Raw genomic sequence first — 17,232 nt, forward strand, 5'->3', positions numbered from 1 at the left:
GAATTAACCTCCAGCAGCAGGGTTGAAGACGGCAGCCAGTTGCACCTGACTGTTGACCAGGCTCTCGTTGTCTTGCAGACCCTGACGCAGGTACTTGACCATGGCAGGCTGGCGAGCAATCGCCAGATCAGTGTCGGCATCACCACCGGCGACGTAGGCCCCCACGCTGATCAAATCGCGGCTCTGCTGATAGCGCGACCACAGTTGCTTGAAGCGTTGAGACTGACGCAAATGATCCGGGCTGATCACTTGTGGCATCACTCGACTGATTGAGGCTTCAATATCGATAGCCGGGTAATGCCCCTCCTCGGCCAGCCGCCGTGACAACACGATATGGCCGTCTAGCACGCCGCGCGCCGCATCGGCGATGGGATCTTGCTGATCATCGCCCTCGCTCAGCACCGTGTAGAACGCGGTAATCGAGCCACCACCGGCTTCAGCATTACCGGCGCGCTCAACCAGTTTCGGCAACCGAGCGAACACCGACGGCGGATAGCCTTTGGTCGCGGGCGGTTCGCCAATGGCCAGGGCGATTTCCCGCTGCGCTTGGGCAAAACGAGTCAACGAGTCCATCAATAACAGGACATTTTTACCTTTGTCGCGGAAATACTCGGCGATACGCGTGCAGTACATGGCCGCGCGCAAACGCATCAACGGTGCATCATCGGCGGGTGAAGCCACTACCACCGCCCGTTTGATGCCCTCTTGACCAAGAATCTCGTCGATAAATTCTTTAACTTCTCGGCCCCGCTCGCCAATCAGGCCGACCACGATGATGTCGGCCTCGGTAAAGCGCGTCATCATGCCCAGCAGCACCGACTTACCTACACCGGTGCCTGCGAACAAGCCCAGACGCTGACCACGCCCTACAGTCAGCAGGCCATTAATTGAGCGAATGCCCACATCAAGGGGTTCACTGATGGGATGACGATTGAGCGGATTGATGGTCGGGCCTTCCATCGGCACCCAGTCTTCGGCCTTCATGCCGCCTTTGCCATCCAGCGCCCGACCAGTGCCATCCAATACCCGCCCGAGCATGGACATGCCCATGGGCAGGCGGCCGGTATCAGGCAGCGGCACCACGCGGGCACCGGGGGCGATACCGGCCAGGCTGCCGACGGGCATCAAAAAGATTTTGCCGTTGGAGAAGCCCATCACCTCGGCTTCGACCTGCACCGGGTGATAGCTGTCATCGTTGATCACTAGGCAGCGACTGCCCAAGGCCGCACGCAGCCCTTCGGCCTCCAGCGTCAGGCCCACCATCCGCAACAGACGGCCTTCAACCAGCGGCTGAGTAGGTAATTGCACAGCCTCGTGATAACCGGCCAGGCGCTTGGCAAAACTCACTCGCTCAAGGCGCATCCGGACTGGCCTCTGCGGCGTCGAGGTCGAGGTGCAGATCAGGCTCCTGCGGGTGGCTGACCTGCTCGCGCTGCTGCTCAAACAATTGCTTGAGGGCCTGATTGAGGCGGGTTTCTACTGTGGCATCAATACGGCTGAGTTCAGTTTCAACCCTGCAACCGCCCGGGAGCAGCGAGGCATCTTCAAGGATTCGCCAACTTTCTTCATGGCGCTCACGCATGCTTTTGATCAGTTCAAAATCCTGCGGATTAACGTGAATACGTATATTGCCGGCCCCCATGGGCAACAGCTTGAGCGCTTCGCCAAGAACCTGACGAATCTGACTGGAATCGCTGGCCAGCTCTCGCTGAATCACCTGGCGCACCATCTGCCCGAGCAGCGTCACCATGGCCTCTTCAAGCTGCTGATCCTGCTCGGCGATAGGGGCAAATAACTGCGTCATCAGCTGTTCAAGGCCGACCATTTTAGCGGCTAAGGCGGTATCGCTTTCCTGCTTGGCTTTTAACTGACCGGCATGGAAGCCGTCTTTCTCGCCGGTGGCAAAGCCTTCGTTGTAAGCATCCTGGCGAATAGCTTCCAGCTCGTCCAACGTCAAAGGCTTGACGTCTTCTAAGGCGACTTCTTCGCTCTCTGCCTGCAGAAGTGTCTCTTCTGTCGACTCAGGCACCGGCTCCGGTTCAGTTGGCTCGGGAGCCTCAACGTGGGGATCAAAGCTAGGCAATGCCCAGAGATCTACGCCCTTGAGATCCTTGGCGCGAATCAGCTCACTGGGCGGCTCTTTGCTGGACATAAGTTAAACCATTTCCTCGCCACCCTTACCGCCCAAGACGATTTCGCCGGCATCGGCCATGCGCCGGGCAATGGTGAGAATTTCCTTCTGCGCGGTTTCCACATCGCTGACGCGAACTGGGCCTTTGGCCTCCAAGTCGTCGCGCAACAGCTCGGCCGCGCGCTTGGACATATTTTTGAAGACCTTTTCCTTGATCGCTTCGTCGGCACCTTTAAGTGCCAGCACCAGCACATCCGACGACACTTCGCGCATGAGCGCCTGAATGCCTCGATCGTCCACATCGGCCAAGTTGTCGAAGACAAACATAAGGTCTTCGATCTGGCTGGACAGGTCTTCGTCGACTTCGCGGATGGAGTCCATCAACTGGCCTTCAACCGAGCTGTCGAGGAAGTTCATGATGTCCGCTGCACGTTTGACACCACCCAGCGCGGCGCGTGAGGTATTGGCGCTGCCAGAGAACTGCCGTTCAAGAATATCGTTGAGTTCTTTCAGCGCTGCCGGCTGCACGGTTTCCAGCGACGATACCCGCAACACGATGTCCAGCCGCACTTTGTGGTCGAAATGCCCGAGCACTTCACCAGCCTGATCAGGGTCCAGATAGGCCACCACAATGGCTTGGATTTGCGGGTGCTCGTAGCGGATCACATCCGCCACGGCGCGCGGTTCCATCCACTTCAGGCTGTCCAGGCCGCTGGTGCTGCCACCGAGCAGAATACGGTCGATCAGGCTGCCGGCTTTGTCTTCGCCCAGGGCCTGAGTCAGCATCTTGCGGATATAGCCATCGGCCCCCACGCCCAGGCTGGTCTGATCGCCGACGATATCGACGAACTCCCCCATCACCTGTTCAACCTGCTCGCGCTGGATATTGCGCATGCCGGCCATGGCCACACCCACGCGCTGCACTTCTTTGGGCCCGAGGTGACGCAGCACCTGCGCCGCGTCGGTTTCACCGAGCGAAAGCAGCAAAATCGCGGCTTTATCAACCTTGGTCAACTTAGCGGGGGTTCGATTATCACTCATCGGCGTTAATCCACTCTTTCACAACCTGGGCCACCCGACCCGGGTCTTCGGCAACCAGGCTCTTAATGGCGTTTAGTTGCGCATCATACCCCTCACTCGGACTCGGTAGGAGGATGCTTTGCGGGCCGCCCAGGCTGACACGGTCGTCTGCCAGATCGCCGCCCAACGCGCCCATTTCACCCAATTCAACATCGCCGCCACGACCACCGTCTTGGGACTTGCCCGCGTTGGTGATGTTGTTAAGCACAGGGCGCAGCACGCCAAACACCAAAATCAGGATAAACAGCACACCCATCGCTTGCTTGACGATGTCCCAGAACCAGGGCTGGGTGTAGAACGGGATATCGATGATTTCTTCACCCAACGCATCCGTGAACGGCGTATTGATCACACTTACGCTGTCACCACGCGAGGCATCAAAGCCAACCGAGTCCTGCACCAAACGGGTAAAGCGCGCCAAGTCCTCAGTGCTCCACGCGACGCGGGTGGTTTCACCCGTGGCGGCGTCAATTTTGACCTGATCATCGACCACCACCGCCACCGACAAACGACGCAGACGCCCTTGTTGTTGCTTGGTGTAGCTGACCGAGCGATCAAGCTCAAAGTTACGGGTGGACTGTTCACGCTTATCAGCCGGATAAGGTGCCAGCATGGCGACACCCGTTGCAGGGTCGATGATCTGCTCACCGTTAGCATCCAATAATGGCTGGCCAGCCGCTACCGCGCCCGGCGGGGCCGCCGTACCCGCTTGCTCAGGCGCACCCGCAGCACCTGGCGGCTGATTAGCCACTGCGCCTGGCACGCCTTGCGGCGGCTGGCTGCTGGTGCGCTGCTCGTTGACTTGCTGCTCGCTGCGCAGCGCCGGCTGATCTGGGTTGAACATCTCCGCAGTGGACTCCACAGAGCTAAAGTCCACGTCTGCCGACACCTCGGCTTTATAGCGGCCCGACCCCAGCACAGGCTGCAGAATGTTGTGCACGCGCTGGGTAAACAGGCTCTCCATACGGCGGCTGTAGTCAAACTGTTTGCCGGCCATGGTCAGCTCGGACATTTCCTGAATATCCGAGAGCAGGTTGCCCTTCTGATCCACGACAGTCACCTGTGACTTGTCCATCTCAGGCACGCTGCTGGCAACCAAATTAACAATGGCCATAACCTGGCTGGGCTCCAGCCCCCGCCCGGAATACAGTTCAACCAACACCGAGGCGCTAGGTTTGCGCTCATCACGCACAAACACCGAGCTTTTCGGAATAGCCAAATGAACCCGCGCCGCTTTGACGTTGTTCAGGCTCGATACCGTGCGCGCCAGTTCACCCTCAAGGCCACGGCGGTAACGTGTGGCTTCCATGAACTGACTGGTACCCAAGCCTTGCTCTTGATCGAGAATTTCAAAGCCCACGCTATTGTCGCGCGGTGATACGCCAGCGGCAGCCAGGCGCATGCGCGCACGCGCCAGATCATCGGCTTTGACCAGCAAAGCGCCGGAATTGGGTTCGACGGTGTATTTGATGTCCGCAGCCGCCAGCGTCTCCATCACCTGCGATGCATCCATACCATCAAGGCTGCCATACAGCGGTCGGTAATCCGGCTGCTGCGACCACAGCACCACAGCAAAACCGATGGCCACGCTAGCGGCCAAGCCCACCAGCAAGCCGATCTGACGCAACATCGACATGTCGGCCAGGTTTTCCAGAAAAGTCAGGCCGAACAGCGGTTTTTTCGGCTCATCGCCACCGGTAGTGGCAGGTACGTTTGCAGCGGCGGCTTCAGCCATGATTCAGCTCCACCCTTAAACCGGCATCTGCATGATGTCTTGATACGCCTGGACCAGCCTGTTACGAACCTGGGTCATGGCCTGGAAGGAAACGCTGGCTTTCTGCGAAGCGATCATCACATCCGTCAAATCAACGCCACCTGTGCCCATTTCAAAGGCGGTGGCCAGCTTATTGGAGGCTTGCTGGTTTTCGTTCACCTTGTTGACTGCCTGACCGAGCATTTCAGAAAAGCTCGGTGCGCCGACTTCTGGCGTGCTGATCACAGGCTTTTGACGCGCCATGGCTTCAGCCTGCATGGACCGCATCTCAAGCATCAGACGATTGAATTCAACACCTTGGCTCATCATTACCTCCACTGGCCGCGGTTTTTTGACGCTTCGCGGCGTTTGTGGAGTCTTTGCAACAAGGGTGCCAAATTTCTGAACGGATGGTTTTGGGTCTATCAGCGACCGAGGGTGCGCACGTACAGCGCTTCGACCTTCTCCCGCGCCCAAGGCGTTTTACGCAAAAACGTCAGGCTGGACTTAATACTCGGGTCGCTTTTAAAGCAGCGAATATCAATGCGCTGTGCCAGCTCATCCCAACCGTACTGGGCAACCAAGGCGGTGAGAATGGCTTCGAGGGTAACGCCATGCAGGGGATTTTTGGGTGACTGAGTCATGCAGAACCTGTGCGAACAACGTGGTTAATGTAAACCCCGCCACCTTAGCCAAGCTGGCGAACAATCGAAAGCTCCACAGGCACTTGAATGCAGGCACACCGGGACCAAGCTGACATCAACCTGAGGCGGCTCCGGACAGCAACTACCCCGCCAAGCGGCCAAAAAAAAGCCGGCCCAACACGCTATGTGGGGGCCGGCGAAGCACTATCGGGTCACACGCACATCAACGCGAAACACACTCGCGCAGCAACTGAGCGACCAGCCAGTTGCTGTAAATCTCAGCCATTACGCCGATTGGTATTCTTTCTCAGCGTCGTCAAAGCGCTTAATCATGCTGGCCGAAGGGCCATTGCCGATCTTGCTAAATACAACGATGGCGAGGGTGGCGAGGATGAATCCAGGAATGATTTCGTAAAGGCCCAGGTGGCCGAGGAAGTTTTTCCACAGGATCACTGTCAGTGCGCCCACCAACATGCCTGCCAACGCGCCATTACGCGTCATCTGCTTCCATACCAGCGAAAGAATCACCACCGGACCAAAGGCAGCACCGAAACCCGCCCATGCATAGGACACCAAACCTAACACGCGGTTTTCTGGATTAGCGGCCAGGAGGATTGCGACCACTGCAATCAGCAACACCATGCCACGACCAACCCACACCAGCTCAACCTGCGAAGCGTCTTTGCGCAGGAACGCTTTGTAAAAATCCTCGGTCAGCGCACTCGAGCACACCAACAACTGGCAGCTCAGGGTGCTCATGACAGCGGCAAGAATGGCCGAGAGCAGAATGCCGGCAATCCAAGGATTAAACAGCAGCTTGGCGAGTTCAATGAATACACGCTCTGGGTTCTCGGCAACTGGGCCAGCAAGCTCGGGGTTGGCAGAGAAATAAGCGATGCCAAAGAAGCCAACAGCGACTGCGCCACCCAGGCAAAGCACCATCCACGTCATGGAGATGCGACGAGCAGCGGCAATGGATTTCACCGAATCAACAGCCATAAAGCGCGCCAAGATGTGCGGCTGACCAAAATAGCCAAGCCCCCAAGCGAGCAATGAAACCACACCGACAAAGCTGGCACCTTTGAGCATGTCGAAGCTGGTGGCATCTTTCAGCTCAATCGCCGCAAACGTTGCATCCGCTCCACCGGTGGCAATGATCACCACGATAGGCGTCAGAATCAGGGCAAAAATCATCAGCGTGGCTTGCACGGTGTCAGTCCAGCTAACCGCCAGGAAACCACCGATAAAGGTGTAAGCGATGGTTGCTGCTGCACCGGCCCACAGCGCTGTCTCGTACGACATGCCGAAGGTGCTTTCAAACAGCCGCGCACCTGCTACCACGCCCGATGCGCAGTAGATGGTGAAGAACACCAAAATAACCAACGCCGAGAAGATGCGCAGCAAGCGGCTGCTGTCTTCAAAGCGGTGAGTGAAGTAATCGGGCAAGGTCAGGGCATTGCCATTGTGCTCGGTCTGCACGCGCAGGCGGCCAGCAACAAACAACCAGTTCAGGTAAGCACCCACAATTAGCCCGATGGCAATCCAGCCTTCAGACAAGCCCGACAGATACACGGCACCGGGCAAGCCCATCAGCAGCCAGCCACTCATGTCCGATGCGCCAGCCGACAACGCGGTGACAAAACTACCCAGGCTGCGACCGCCCAAGATGTAGTCGGATAGATTTTTGGTACGCATGTAAGCGAACAGGCCGATCATCACCATCAGCGCGATGTACACCACAAACGTGATGAGCATCGGGGTATTTGCAGTCATTGGGGGCTCCCCTCTTGATTGTTGTTATAACGGCAACTGGAACAACCCAGTTACCCGCATGAAATTTCATACATAAATGGCAAACGGCCTCTGCATCTTGTTCAACACGGTGAGTGTTGAAACCAACGCGAAGCCACTGCCACTCAGTTGACCGGCAAACGTCCCTTTAATTACCTGACGCATTAACGATGCGGGCATTTAAGTGAAGTGCTCAGGGCTCTTCACCGCCGCGCCAATCACGTATTTACCAAGCAACGTCCTTTCGGCTCGCGCTGGCAGCGTTCGGGTGTTGGCAAAAACTGCACTCCGGACAAAGCGAGAACGGAATTTAGTGGCAGACGCATCACAGCTTCTTACAAAAAACTCTGGAGTTTTTGCAAAAACCTCCAAGCACGGAACTTACTGCCCGCCAGGGAAGGTTCATAAGACGCTTATCGGCTCGGTTTAAGCGGGTATCAGGCGAGGGTCAGGACGCCTAACGGTCGATGACTTGCGCGCGCATAGGTGCAAGGCGCGCCAGCAAACGATTTTGCGCGGGGATGGCAACACCTTGGGCCGTCATGGCGGCCTGAAGATTTTCTACCAGCGCATTGAAGTCGCTTGGGGTCAGGTTTTGCCCTTTATGGCTTTCTTCCATGCTGTCGCCGGTGTAAACGCACGGCCCGCCGGCTTCAACACAGAACTGCTCGACCAGTTTGTCGCGCAGGCGCACGATGTCGATCTTCTCAAAGTGGCGCACGATGCGTGTGTCGGCGGCGATGTTAAGCAGCATCCCTTCAACAATGCGCGTAATGCCGGCCTGCCCACCCAAAGCGCGGTAAAGGCTGTCATCCTTCGGTGGTTGCTGAGCGCACGCCGCGAGGCTGAGGACAACCGCCAGTAGTAACGCGCGCATACTCAGAAGCTCCCCTGAACAGACAGATACACCCCGTCCTGATTATCCAGCGTGGCAATTTCGCCCAGTCGGGCGTAAGCCAGCACCAGCGCCAGATTTTTAGTGGGGAAATAACCGACAAACACGTCCGCCCAGTCACTCTCCCCGGCAAAACTCAGGTTATCGGGCTTCTCGCGGTACTCAATGCCCAGCGCCCAGTGCGGATTGAACAGCACGGCCAGCGAACCTTCTTTCAGGAGCGAATGACGATCACGGCGGTCGCCGCCAAAACCCAACAGCCCCAACTCGTTGGCCCGGCTGTAACGCACCCCGCCATTGATCAGCAGGTTATATCCAAAGGCCCCGCCCAGTAGCAGGCGGCTGGCCGTCAGGTAGGCCTCGCTGTCTTCGCTGCGCTGTGCGCCAATCAGGCTGGGAATCAGAAAATCTTTCTGCCGCTTGTGCTGGATGCCCAGCGAAACCTGCGGTAACTGATCGTAAATAAGGTCGCCGAAGAGGCGCACTTTAAGGCCAAAAACATCCTGACTCAGGCTGTTTTCCGGCAGATTCAGGTCGCGCGCCAGGGTGCCCAGATCGAACCGTTGCCGTGCATAGGACAGCTCGATGCGGTTGTCGAATGCCACGCCAACACCGGCCACGTCCAAGCGGTAATCGCCCGTTTCCACGCGGGTGGCAAACACATCCGCGCCCCATTCGCCACGCTCGCCATAACCGGACAACACCGCCCACGGGGTGATACCGCCACCGGCAGCACCTTCGATACTGCTGGCACCACCTGTAGCCAGTAAGCGGCCATCTGCCCAACTTGAACTGGCTAAAAGGGCCGAAAGCACGGCGGCTGTGCGCAGGATTTTTCTCATTCGCTCACCTCGCCAATGTTGGTTTCAGCCCGCTGTTTCATCCAAGTTGCAAATGCCTGAGCCGGCAACGGCCGGCTGATCAGATAGCCCTGAACACTGTCGCACTGCCAGCGTTTAAGCAGGTGCAAGCTGCGCTCATACTCCACCCCTTCAGCCACCACTTTAAGCCCCAAGCTGTGACTCATTTCGATGGTCGAGCGCACGATGACCGAGTCTTCACTGCCATCATCCAAATCGCGGATAAATGACTGATCAATTTTCAACTCCTGTACCGGCATGCGCTTGAGCTGGGCCAGAGAGGAATAACCTGTGCCGAAGTCGTCAACCGACAGGCTGACGCCGCACTCACGCAGACCATGCAGCACCTGCAGAGCGCTCTCGGGGTTTAGCATGACGCCGCTCTCCGTGATTTCGAAGATCAGCTGCTCAGAGGGCACCTGATAATCACGCAGCAATTGATTGACCCGCTCCGGCAACTGCGGGTCGATTAGATCGTCAGTGGAAATGTTCAGCGAGACCTGAACCCACAAGCCGTTGCGCGCCCATTGCGCCAATTGACGTACCGCCTCCTCAATGACCCAGGCAGTCAGCAACTGAATGCTGCCAGTGCGCTCGGCCAGGGGAATGAATTCCCCCGGCGAAACCATGCCCAGCTCAGGGTGCTGCCAACGCAACAGGGCTTCCGCCTGGCGTACCACGCCGCTGGCTAAATCCAGTTTGGGTTGATAGTGCAACTGCAACTCGGCCCGCTCCGGCGCGTGTCGTAAATCGCGAATCAGCTGTATTTGCCGCTGCTGATCGGCATCACGCCCGCGCTGGTAGATCTGCAGATAACTGCCCGAGCCTGCGACATCCTGCATGGCAATGGTCGCACGGCGCAGCAGTTCTTCAGGCGCATTGCCGTCTTCGGGGTAGCTGGCAATGCCCATGCGGCATTCCAGGGTGAAATCATGCACACCCACGCGCAAGGGCGTGAGGAGCATTTGCTGCACCCGGTCAGCGACGCCCACGGCGCTGTCGCTGTCGCTGTTTTCCAGCAGCAGCAGAAACTCATCACCAATAATCCGCGCCACGCTGTCGCCGGGACGCAACATGCCTTGCAGGCGCTGGCTCAGTTGCTGCAAAGCCAGATCGCCGCCCTGCGGCCCGAGGCTTTCATTGATTGCGCGAAAATTGGCCACGCCGAGATAAAGCAGAGCAGTCGGTCGCTGCGCCGTCATCGCGCTGCCCAGTCGCTCAAGGGCCAAAGGCCTGTTGGGCAAACCTGTCAGCGGGTCATGCAAGGCGTTATGCGCCAGTTGCCGCTCACGCTCGGCAATCGCCTGCTGCATGGTCTTGAATGCCGCCGCCAAACGACCCAGCTCATCTGAGCGCCGCATGTTCAGGTCGACCTGATAATCCCCCCGCCCCACACGCTCAACCACGGCCGCCAGTTGCTGGACGGGTTTTGACACCGAACGGGCGAGCAACAGCGCGCCGCCCAGAGAAGCCATCAACGCGGCGAGGGCAATTAACAGAATGTCGCGATCCAGAGGGGCAAAGGCCTCTTGCGCCTGGTTCAGCGATTTGTGTAGCAGCGCCTGCACTTTGAAATCCGCACCACTGGCCAACACCAACGCCTGATTGAGGTAGGCCTCATCACCCATAACCTGCAGGGCTTCATCGTTACCCTGAGCGATGTGCGCCTGCAAGAGCGCCAACTGTGCCGCAGGCAACGTGCTGATCCAGATATCCGGCAAATCTGTCTGGGTCGCTCGCAGGGTCAGGTTGAGGTGGGTTAGCTCGCGCAATTCGGCGGCAAATTGATCATCAACTGCAAAGCCCATCATCACCCGGGCAATCGGCAAGGGGGCGCTGACGGCGGTTTTCACCAAGAGGTAAATACTGTCGCCAATCGGTATCAGGAAAATCTGGATACCTGCCCTCTGCCGCTTCGCAACTTGAGAGCTAAGACGCCGCGCTGTTTCAGCGGTGATTTTGCGATCGCTGCTGATCTGCAGATTACCGTTCAGATCAAGCAACATCATGACATCGGCATTGATTCGTGCGCCGTGATTGGCCAGCGCCGAGCGAATCGTCTCAGTGTCGCCGCTGGCCACCGCATCCTTGAAGCCAAAATCGGCGGCCATCACCTGCACCGCGTCATGCAACTGGCGGCCGCGCACTTCGAGTAGCTGTTGGAACACCAGACTGCCGACATCCAACTGCTCACGCGCCTGGCTGCGCACGGCGGCATTGGTGGCGGTTTGCACGGCCACATACAGCGCCCCCACCACCACCAAGAGCAGCAGCACGAGTACGCCGGCGATTCGCGCCTGAAAACTATTGCGCAGCATCAAGGGCCTTCTTGAATGCATCCCCGAAGGAATTGGTGGGTGGCGACGGGGCAATCGCATCCGCTGCTACCTGCACGGCTATGGTGAAGCGCTGCGCTGTGGCCTGCTCCCCAATGTTCACGTCGGCAGCCGACTGCGGCAGCATCTCGGCGATATGCGGATGCCATAAGCTGACGCTGTAACGCCCTGCTGGTAAGTCATCAATGCGCAAACGGCCCTGGTCATCGGTGACGGCAAACCAAGGGTCATCGGTGACGTAGACATAACCCACCATCCAGTCATGGATATTGCAACCGAGCACCACCACGCCTGGGGTATCAAACACAACCGGTTCGCTGGGTGTGCCCTGATACAGGCGAAGCTCAAAACGCTTGGCTGCCGAGAAGGAATAAACGTGGTGACGAATGTTGTCGCTGTTGGGAAACGACACAGCCGTCCCGACCCGCACAGCCAAGACGCTTGGCGCAAATTGCTGCGCGCGCTGATCAATGACTGCCGAAGCAGGCGCCGAGGCTGCCAAGGCGTCATTGCGCAGGCTCACAACCGCATTGGCCAATGGCCGGCCTTGGCTATCCACCACTTCAGCCTGCAGATTGGCGGCCTGTAAAGGCGCTGCTAGAAACAGGGCCAGCAGCGGGTATGCCCACGACTTCTTCATAAACACCACTCACATCAAAAAAAAACGTGCATGCGCACGCCAGCAGCTTAACCGGGCAACAGCCGGGTAAACATTAGCTGGCCAGTGACCGAAGAGTACGTAGGGACGCCTGTGCTGTGCAATCGGCACACCGGCTTAAAGAGAGAAAAACCAACCACTTGGACAGCACCACGGTGCCGACTCAATGCCATGGCATGTGCTCGGATAAGCGCACGCGCAGGTTAATCAGCGCCCCGCACGCGCTTGGGCGTTAAACCCAGGTAACGGCGCATGGCTGTAGTCAAAGCACTCTGGCTGGAAAAACCGCATTCCTCGGCAATCCGTATCAATGGCAGGCCGCTTTCACGCAGCAAACGGGCGGCACGGTCTAGGCGTGTTTTGAGCAAATATTGATGAGGCGTCAGGCCCACACTGTCCTTGAACTGAGCATGGAAATGACTCGGGCTCAAACACGCCACTTGGGCCAACTCGGCAACGCTGATACGTCGCGCGAGGTTATTGATGATGAACTGGTCAAGGCGCTCCACATTGAGCATGCCGGCAACACGCTCCTGCGGTTCGCCGAACAGGCGCAAGTGCAAAGCACGCAGCAATACGCCGCCCAAAGCACGACCGAGAAAAGGATCGGTGCCGTAGCGCTGCAACTCGGCACCGGCGTAGCTCAACAAGTTTTGAAAATCAGCATCCAGTTGCGGATAACGCGGCATTTCAAACAGGCGGGTCAACACTTGCAGGTCTGAACTGGAGGCACCCTCCTCATCCAGATCAATGATTAGCATGCGGTTGTCGCCCATCCCGGCAAACTGGTGATCGGCATCCCCAGGAACCAAGCACGCACGCATGCGGCAGACTTCACCGCCACGGCCGTTGACCTCGAACTCGGCGCGCCCAGCCAAGGACAACACCACCTGATGATGGTCGTGGGTATGTTCATGGGCCTGGTCATCGAGACGCATCAGGCGGGCGTTAAACATTGCGGTGCAACCCCTGCAAATAAAGGTGCAACTTTACTCGCTTAACCACTAAAACTGCAGCCCGCACGACAAAAGGACATCTCACTACGGCGCACCATGCTGCTTAATCAGAGGCGACAAACCAAGTGAGGTGCAACCCATAAAGCAGCAACCACACACTCAACCACTACCGCCCTGCATGAGCGATACGGTCAATACAGAGTCTGCAGCAAACACCCTGCAGATAGCCTGCGTGCGTTAAATGGCCCGCTTAAATCACTCAATTAGCACGGCACGAACGCCCATACGCGCGATCTTGTCGCTATGCTGGCAACCTAAACCTCTGCTGGAGCCAATCATGCTCGTTCTGCGCCTCACAGCCTTGTTAAGCCTCGCCGCACTTCTCAGCGCCTGCGCGCAAAAACCCAACAGCGTAACCCTCGACCAGAAACACCAGAGCAAATGCCCACTAGAGCTGCATGTTGGCCAGCAATTCATCCTGCGCCTGCCCAGCAACCCAACGACCGGGTTCCGCTGGTTGATGCGAGATGCCGCGCCGCAGGTGTTAAAAAGCCTTGGCCCCGAGGTCTACAGCAACCCCGAAGACACAGGCCTGGTCGGCAGCAGCGGCATCTCCACCTGGCGCTTCAACGTCGTGGCAGCCGGGGAAGGCCAACTCAGCCTGACCTATGAGCGCCCCTGGGAAGTCGGCGTGGTTCCCGCGCAGCGCTTTACCTGCACGCTTAAAGCCAAGTAAGTGCTGCGTAATTAACTGGGGCTGCGGGTAAATTTGCGACCAATAGCTGCAATCAACGTTTGGCTATGCCGCGCACTTGGCTAAAATGCCCGGCTTTCTCGACCAGTGCGCAGCCATCGTGAGCAAACAGCCCGACCGTCTTTTCGCCCAACCCCTGGCCCAGGTGCCGGACTTCGTGTTCAACGAAGATGTGGTGCGGGTCTTCCCCGACATGATCAAGCGCTCAGTGCCGGGTTATCCGACCATTGTCGAGAACATTGGCGTGCTCGCGGGGCAGTTTGCCCAACCGCACAGTGTTCTCTATGACCTTGGCAGTTCGCTGGGCGCCGTGACGCAAGCACTGCGCCGGCATGTACAGATTGCCGATTGCCGGGTGATCGCCGTGGACAACTCCAGTGCCATGGTCGAGCGCTGCCGCGAATACCTGCATGCTCAGGACTCGATGTTTCAGGAGTTATTGCCGGTCGAGGTGATCGAAGCCGACATCCTCAGCCTCGACTTCCAGCCCACCTCGCTGGTGGCCTTGAACTTCACCCTGCAATTTATTCAGCCCGAACAACGCCTCGAACTGCTCAGCCGCATTCGCCAGGCCCTGCTGCCCGGCGGCGCACTGATTCTCTCGGAAAAACTGCAGTTCGAAGATGCTCAGCAGCACGCGCTGCTGGGCGATTTGCACATCGCGTTTAAGCGCGCCAACGGTTACAGCGAGTTGGAAATTGCGCAAAAGCGCAGCGCCATCGAAAAAGTCATGCTCCCCGATAGCCTCGAACAACACCGCGAACGTCTGCTGGCAGCCGGCTTCAGCCAGGTAGTGCCGTGGTTCCAATGCCTTAACTTCGCCTCGATGATTGCCCTGCCATGATCAACCGCCTCGACCTCGATGCCCTGCAAGCCACTCTGGCCGGCACCCCACTGCAAGAATGGTCAGCCGACTTGCCCGGACAAATTGACGCAAAGTTGGCCATCGGTCATGGCGACCTGCCGCGCTGGTACGGTGCGGTGCAGGCCCTACCGAAACTGAGCGTCGAACAGCTGGAACTGCTGCACAGCTTCAGCTTCAACGGGCCATGCGACGACAGCACCCGCGCCGCCCTGAACACCGCTCTGCAGGGCTTGATCCCGTGGCGCAAGGGACCGTTTCATCTGTTCGGCGTGCACGTCGACACCGAATGGCGCTCGGACTGGAAATGGCAGCGGGTCGCGCCCTACCTCGATCTCAAAAACAAGCGCGTGCTGGATGTCGGCTGCGGCAACGGCTATTACATGTGGCGCATGCTCGGCGCAGGTGCAAGCAGCGTGGTCGGCATCGACCCTAACTGGCTGTTCCTCTGCCAATTTCTGGCGATGAAGAACTACCTGCCCGACCTGCCAGCTTGGCATCTACCACTGGCCTTCGAGGAATTGCCCGGCAAGCTGCAAGGCTTCGACACGGTGTTCTCCATGGGCGTGCTGTACCACCGCCGCTCGCCCATTGATCACTTGATCGACCTCAAGGACTGCCTGGTAAAAGACGGCGAACTGGTGCTGGAGACCTTGGTGGTCGAAGGCGATGCGCAGCAAGTACTGGTGCCCGAAGACCGTTACGCGCAGATGCGCAACGTCTGGTTTTTGCCTTCGGTGCCCGCGCTGGAGTTGTGGTTACGCCGCGCCGGCTTCGTCGACATCCGCTGCGTAGATGTCAGCACCACCAGCGTCGACGAACAGCGTTCGACCGAGTGGATGCGCTTCCAGTCACTGCCGGAATTCCTCGACCCGGCTGACCATAGCCGCACAATCGAAGGGCTACCGGCACCAAGCCGTGCGGTGTTGATCGCGCGCAAACCGTAGGATGGGTTAGACGCGTAGCGACGTAACCCATCGCTCCAAGAGATGGGTATCGCTGCGCTCAACCCATCCTACAACTAAGCTCTCGATCAGCCGCGATTGGCCGCCGCAATAATCAGCGCCTTCATCTCCGCCACAGCCGGCTTAAAGCCAACAAACAGCGCATGCGCTACCAGGGCGTGACCGATGTTCAGCTCATTGATCCCGGCAATCGCGGCCACTGGCTCGACGTTGTGATAGTGCAGGCCGTGCCCGGCATTGACGATCAACCCGTGCTGCAGACCGCAGGCTACGCCGTCGCGAATCCGCGCCAACTCATGCGCGGCTTCCTCTGGCGTATGCGCATCGGCATAGCGCCCGGTGTGCAGCTCGATGGCCGGTGCACCAACGCGTTTTGAGGCCTCGATCTGCAGCGGGTCCGGGTCGATAAACAGCGACACTTCGCAGCCGATCTTGCTCAGGCGCTCGACCGCTGCACGAATCCGCTCTTCCTGCCCTGCCACATCCAGGCCGCCTTCAGTGGTCAGCTCCTGGCGGGTTTCCGGCACCAGGCAAACGTGCTCAGGGCGAATGCTTTCGGCGAAAGCGAGCATTTCCTCGGTCACGCCCATCTCGAAGTTCATGCGGGTTTGCATGAGGTCTTTGAGCAGGCGTACATCGCGCTCCTGGATATGCCGGCGGTCTTCACGCAGATGCACGGTAATGCCGTCGGCACCGGCTTCTTCTGCATCCAGCGCGGCTTTCACTGGGTCCGGGTAACGCGTGCCACGGGCCTGGCGCAGGGTGGCGACGTGGTCGATGTTCACACCCAGCAGAATACGATTGGCATCAGTCACGGCTTGGCTCCTTGAGCGTCATAAACAATTCGCGGCTGACCAGTGGCCGACCGCCTAAATGAGGGGCAAGTGCTTGGCGCATAAGGCGTTTGGCGGCAGCTAAAGCACCAGGTACGGCCCAATCGGCAGCGGCCATGGCCAGCAACTCGCCCCCCTGAAAAATCCCCGGCTGCAACTGGCCAACCGGCACCAGCCCGGTTTCAGCGTGTAGGCGGTACAACCCCTGCTCGGCAATGGGTTGGCCTTGGCTGTCCAGATCCAGAGCGAAACCATAGCCCAGCTCATCGAGCAAACGCCATTCAAAAGAACGCAGTAAAGGCTCAATCGCACGGCCTTCGGCCAGCGCCAAGACTGTCAGGGCGTAGTGCTGGAAAATCGCCGGATGCGGATCTTCGGCGGGCAATACGCGAATCAGCAACTCGTTGAGGTACAGGCCACTGAACAGCGCTTCACCCATCAACAGATTGGGAATACCACCCGCCTCGAGGCGGCTGACATTCTTCAGTTCGCCACGGCCACGAAACTCAGCTTCCAACGGAATAAAGGGCCGCGCCAGGCTGCCAGCTTTTCCTCGCGCCCCACGCATGACTGCACGAAGGCGACCCTGCGGGGTGAGGAAGTCGACCAGCGCACTGCTTTCGCGATAGGCACGGCTGTGCAGAACATAGGCAGGCTGACTGGGGGCAAGCATTGGCTTACTCGCAAAACGGGCGCAAGAACGCGCCCGAAGGT

The 17,232-nt window shown here is 58.5% G+C and carries 17 protein-coding genes; 3 read left to right on the forward strand and 14 right to left on the reverse strand.

What is annotated here, in order from left to right; genetic code table 11:
• Positions 1-3 precede the first annotated feature (3 nt).
• From fliI to AUK77_RS10460, 12 genes are all read right to left on the reverse strand, one after another.
• A complete protein-coding gene (gene fliI, locus AUK77_RS10405) occupies positions 4-1,362 on the reverse strand; it encodes a flagellar protein export ATPase FliI (protein ID WP_296129180.1) in 1,359 nt (452 codons plus the stop codon).
• The gene (gene fliH / locus AUK77_RS10410; protein ID WP_296129183.1) at positions 1,352-2,152 is read right to left on the reverse strand and encodes a flagellar assembly protein FliH; all 801 of its coding nucleotides are present in this window, start codon (positions 2,150-2,152) and stop codon (positions 1,352-1,354) included. Before fliH ends, fliI begins: the two co-directional genes overlap by 11 nt.
• Positions 2,153-2,155: 3 nt before the next feature.
• Complete coding sequence (gene fliG / locus AUK77_RS10415) at positions 2,156-3,172, reverse strand: flagellar motor switch protein FliG (protein WP_296129185.1); 1,017 nt, start codon at positions 3,170-3,172, stop codon at positions 2,156-2,158.
• Entirely contained in the window at positions 3,165-4,946 is a 1,782-nt protein-coding gene (gene fliF / locus AUK77_RS10420; protein WP_296129187.1) for a flagellar basal-body MS-ring/collar protein FliF, read from the reverse strand. Before fliF ends, fliG begins: the two co-directional genes overlap by 8 nt.
• Before the next feature lie 15 nt (positions 4,947-4,961).
• Complete coding sequence (gene fliE / locus AUK77_RS10425; RefSeq protein WP_296129189.1) at positions 4,962-5,291, reverse strand: flagellar hook-basal body complex protein FliE; 330 nt, start codon at positions 5,289-5,291, stop codon at positions 4,962-4,964.
• 98 nt (positions 5,292-5,389) lie between these two features.
• A complete protein-coding gene (locus tag AUK77_RS10430; RefSeq protein WP_296129192.1) occupies positions 5,390-5,608 on the reverse strand; it encodes a VF530 family protein in 219 nt (72 codons plus the stop codon).
• 285 nt (positions 5,609-5,893) lie between these two features.
• Positions 5,894-7,381 carry a sodium/proline symporter PutP gene (putP, locus tag AUK77_RS10435; RefSeq protein ID WP_296129194.1) on the reverse strand — a complete coding sequence of 496 codons (1,488 nt, stop codon included), beginning with the start codon at positions 7,379-7,381 and terminating at the stop codon, positions 5,894-5,896.
• A gap of 475 nt (positions 7,382-7,856) precedes the next feature.
• The gene (locus tag AUK77_RS10440) at positions 7,857-8,276 is read right to left on the reverse strand and encodes a group 1 truncated hemoglobin (protein WP_296129196.1); all 420 of its coding nucleotides are present in this window, start codon (positions 8,274-8,276) and stop codon (positions 7,857-7,859) included.
• Between the two features lie 2 nt (positions 8,277-8,278).
• A complete protein-coding gene (locus AUK77_RS10445) occupies positions 8,279-9,136 on the reverse strand; it encodes a DUF3034 family protein (protein ID WP_296129201.1) in 858 nt (285 codons plus the stop codon).
• Complete coding sequence (locus tag AUK77_RS10450; protein WP_296129205.1) at positions 9,133-11,475, reverse strand: EAL domain-containing protein; 2,343 nt, start codon at positions 11,473-11,475, stop codon at positions 9,133-9,135. The genes AUK77_RS10445 and AUK77_RS10450 overlap by 4 nt, the downstream gene beginning before the upstream one ends.
• Positions 11,459-12,130: a methylamine utilization protein gene (locus AUK77_RS10455; RefSeq protein ID WP_296129208.1), complete on the reverse strand. Its 672-nt coding sequence runs from the start codon at positions 12,128-12,130 to the stop codon at positions 11,459-11,461. Before AUK77_RS10455 ends, AUK77_RS10450 begins: the two co-directional genes overlap by 17 nt.
• A 221-nt stretch (positions 12,131-12,351) precedes the next feature.
• Entirely contained in the window at positions 12,352-13,104 is a 753-nt protein-coding gene (locus tag AUK77_RS10460; RefSeq protein WP_296129211.1) for an AraC family transcriptional regulator, read from the reverse strand.
• A 337-nt stretch (positions 13,105-13,441) separates the two neighbouring features.
• On the opposite strand from AUK77_RS10460, the gene AUK77_RS10465 reads away from it, so the two are divergent.
• The 3 genes from AUK77_RS10465 (at position 13,442) to cmoB (ending at position 15,667) form a co-directional block, all read left to right on the forward strand.
• Positions 13,442-13,840, forward strand: coding sequence for a protease inhibitor I42 family protein (locus AUK77_RS10465; RefSeq protein ID WP_296129214.1), 399 nt, complete (start codon positions 13,442-13,444; stop codon positions 13,838-13,840).
• Between the two features lie 85 nt (positions 13,841-13,925).
• On the forward strand, positions 13,926-14,702 hold the full coding sequence (gene cmoA / locus AUK77_RS10470; RefSeq protein WP_296129392.1) for a carboxy-S-adenosyl-L-methionine synthase CmoA: 777 nt from the start codon (positions 13,926-13,928) through the stop codon (positions 14,700-14,702).
• Positions 14,699-15,667, forward strand: a complete 969-nt coding sequence (cmoB, locus tag AUK77_RS10475) for a tRNA 5-methoxyuridine(34)/uridine 5-oxyacetic acid(34) synthase CmoB (RefSeq protein ID WP_296129217.1) — start codon at positions 14,699-14,701, stop codon at positions 15,665-15,667. The genes cmoA and cmoB overlap by 4 nt, the downstream gene beginning before the upstream one ends.
• An 86-nt stretch (positions 15,668-15,753) precedes the next feature.
• Here cmoB and pdxJ read toward each other — a convergent pair whose 3' ends face one another.
• The gene (gene pdxJ, locus AUK77_RS10480) at positions 15,754-16,500 is read right to left on the reverse strand and encodes a pyridoxine 5'-phosphate synthase (protein WP_296129219.1); all 747 of its coding nucleotides are present in this window, start codon (positions 16,498-16,500) and stop codon (positions 15,754-15,756) included.
• Positions 16,493-17,191 (reverse strand): DNA repair protein RecO, encoded by a 699-nt coding sequence (gene recO, locus AUK77_RS10485; protein ID WP_296129222.1) that lies wholly within the window; start codon positions 17,189-17,191, stop codon positions 16,493-16,495. Before recO ends, pdxJ begins: the two co-directional genes overlap by 8 nt.
• Between the last annotated feature and the right edge of the window lie 41 nt (positions 17,192-17,232).

Source organism: Pseudomonas sp. Ga0074129 (genome assembly GCA_001465025.1).
Lineage (GTDB): Bacteria > Pseudomonadota > Gammaproteobacteria > Pseudomonadales > Pseudomonadaceae > Aquipseudomonas.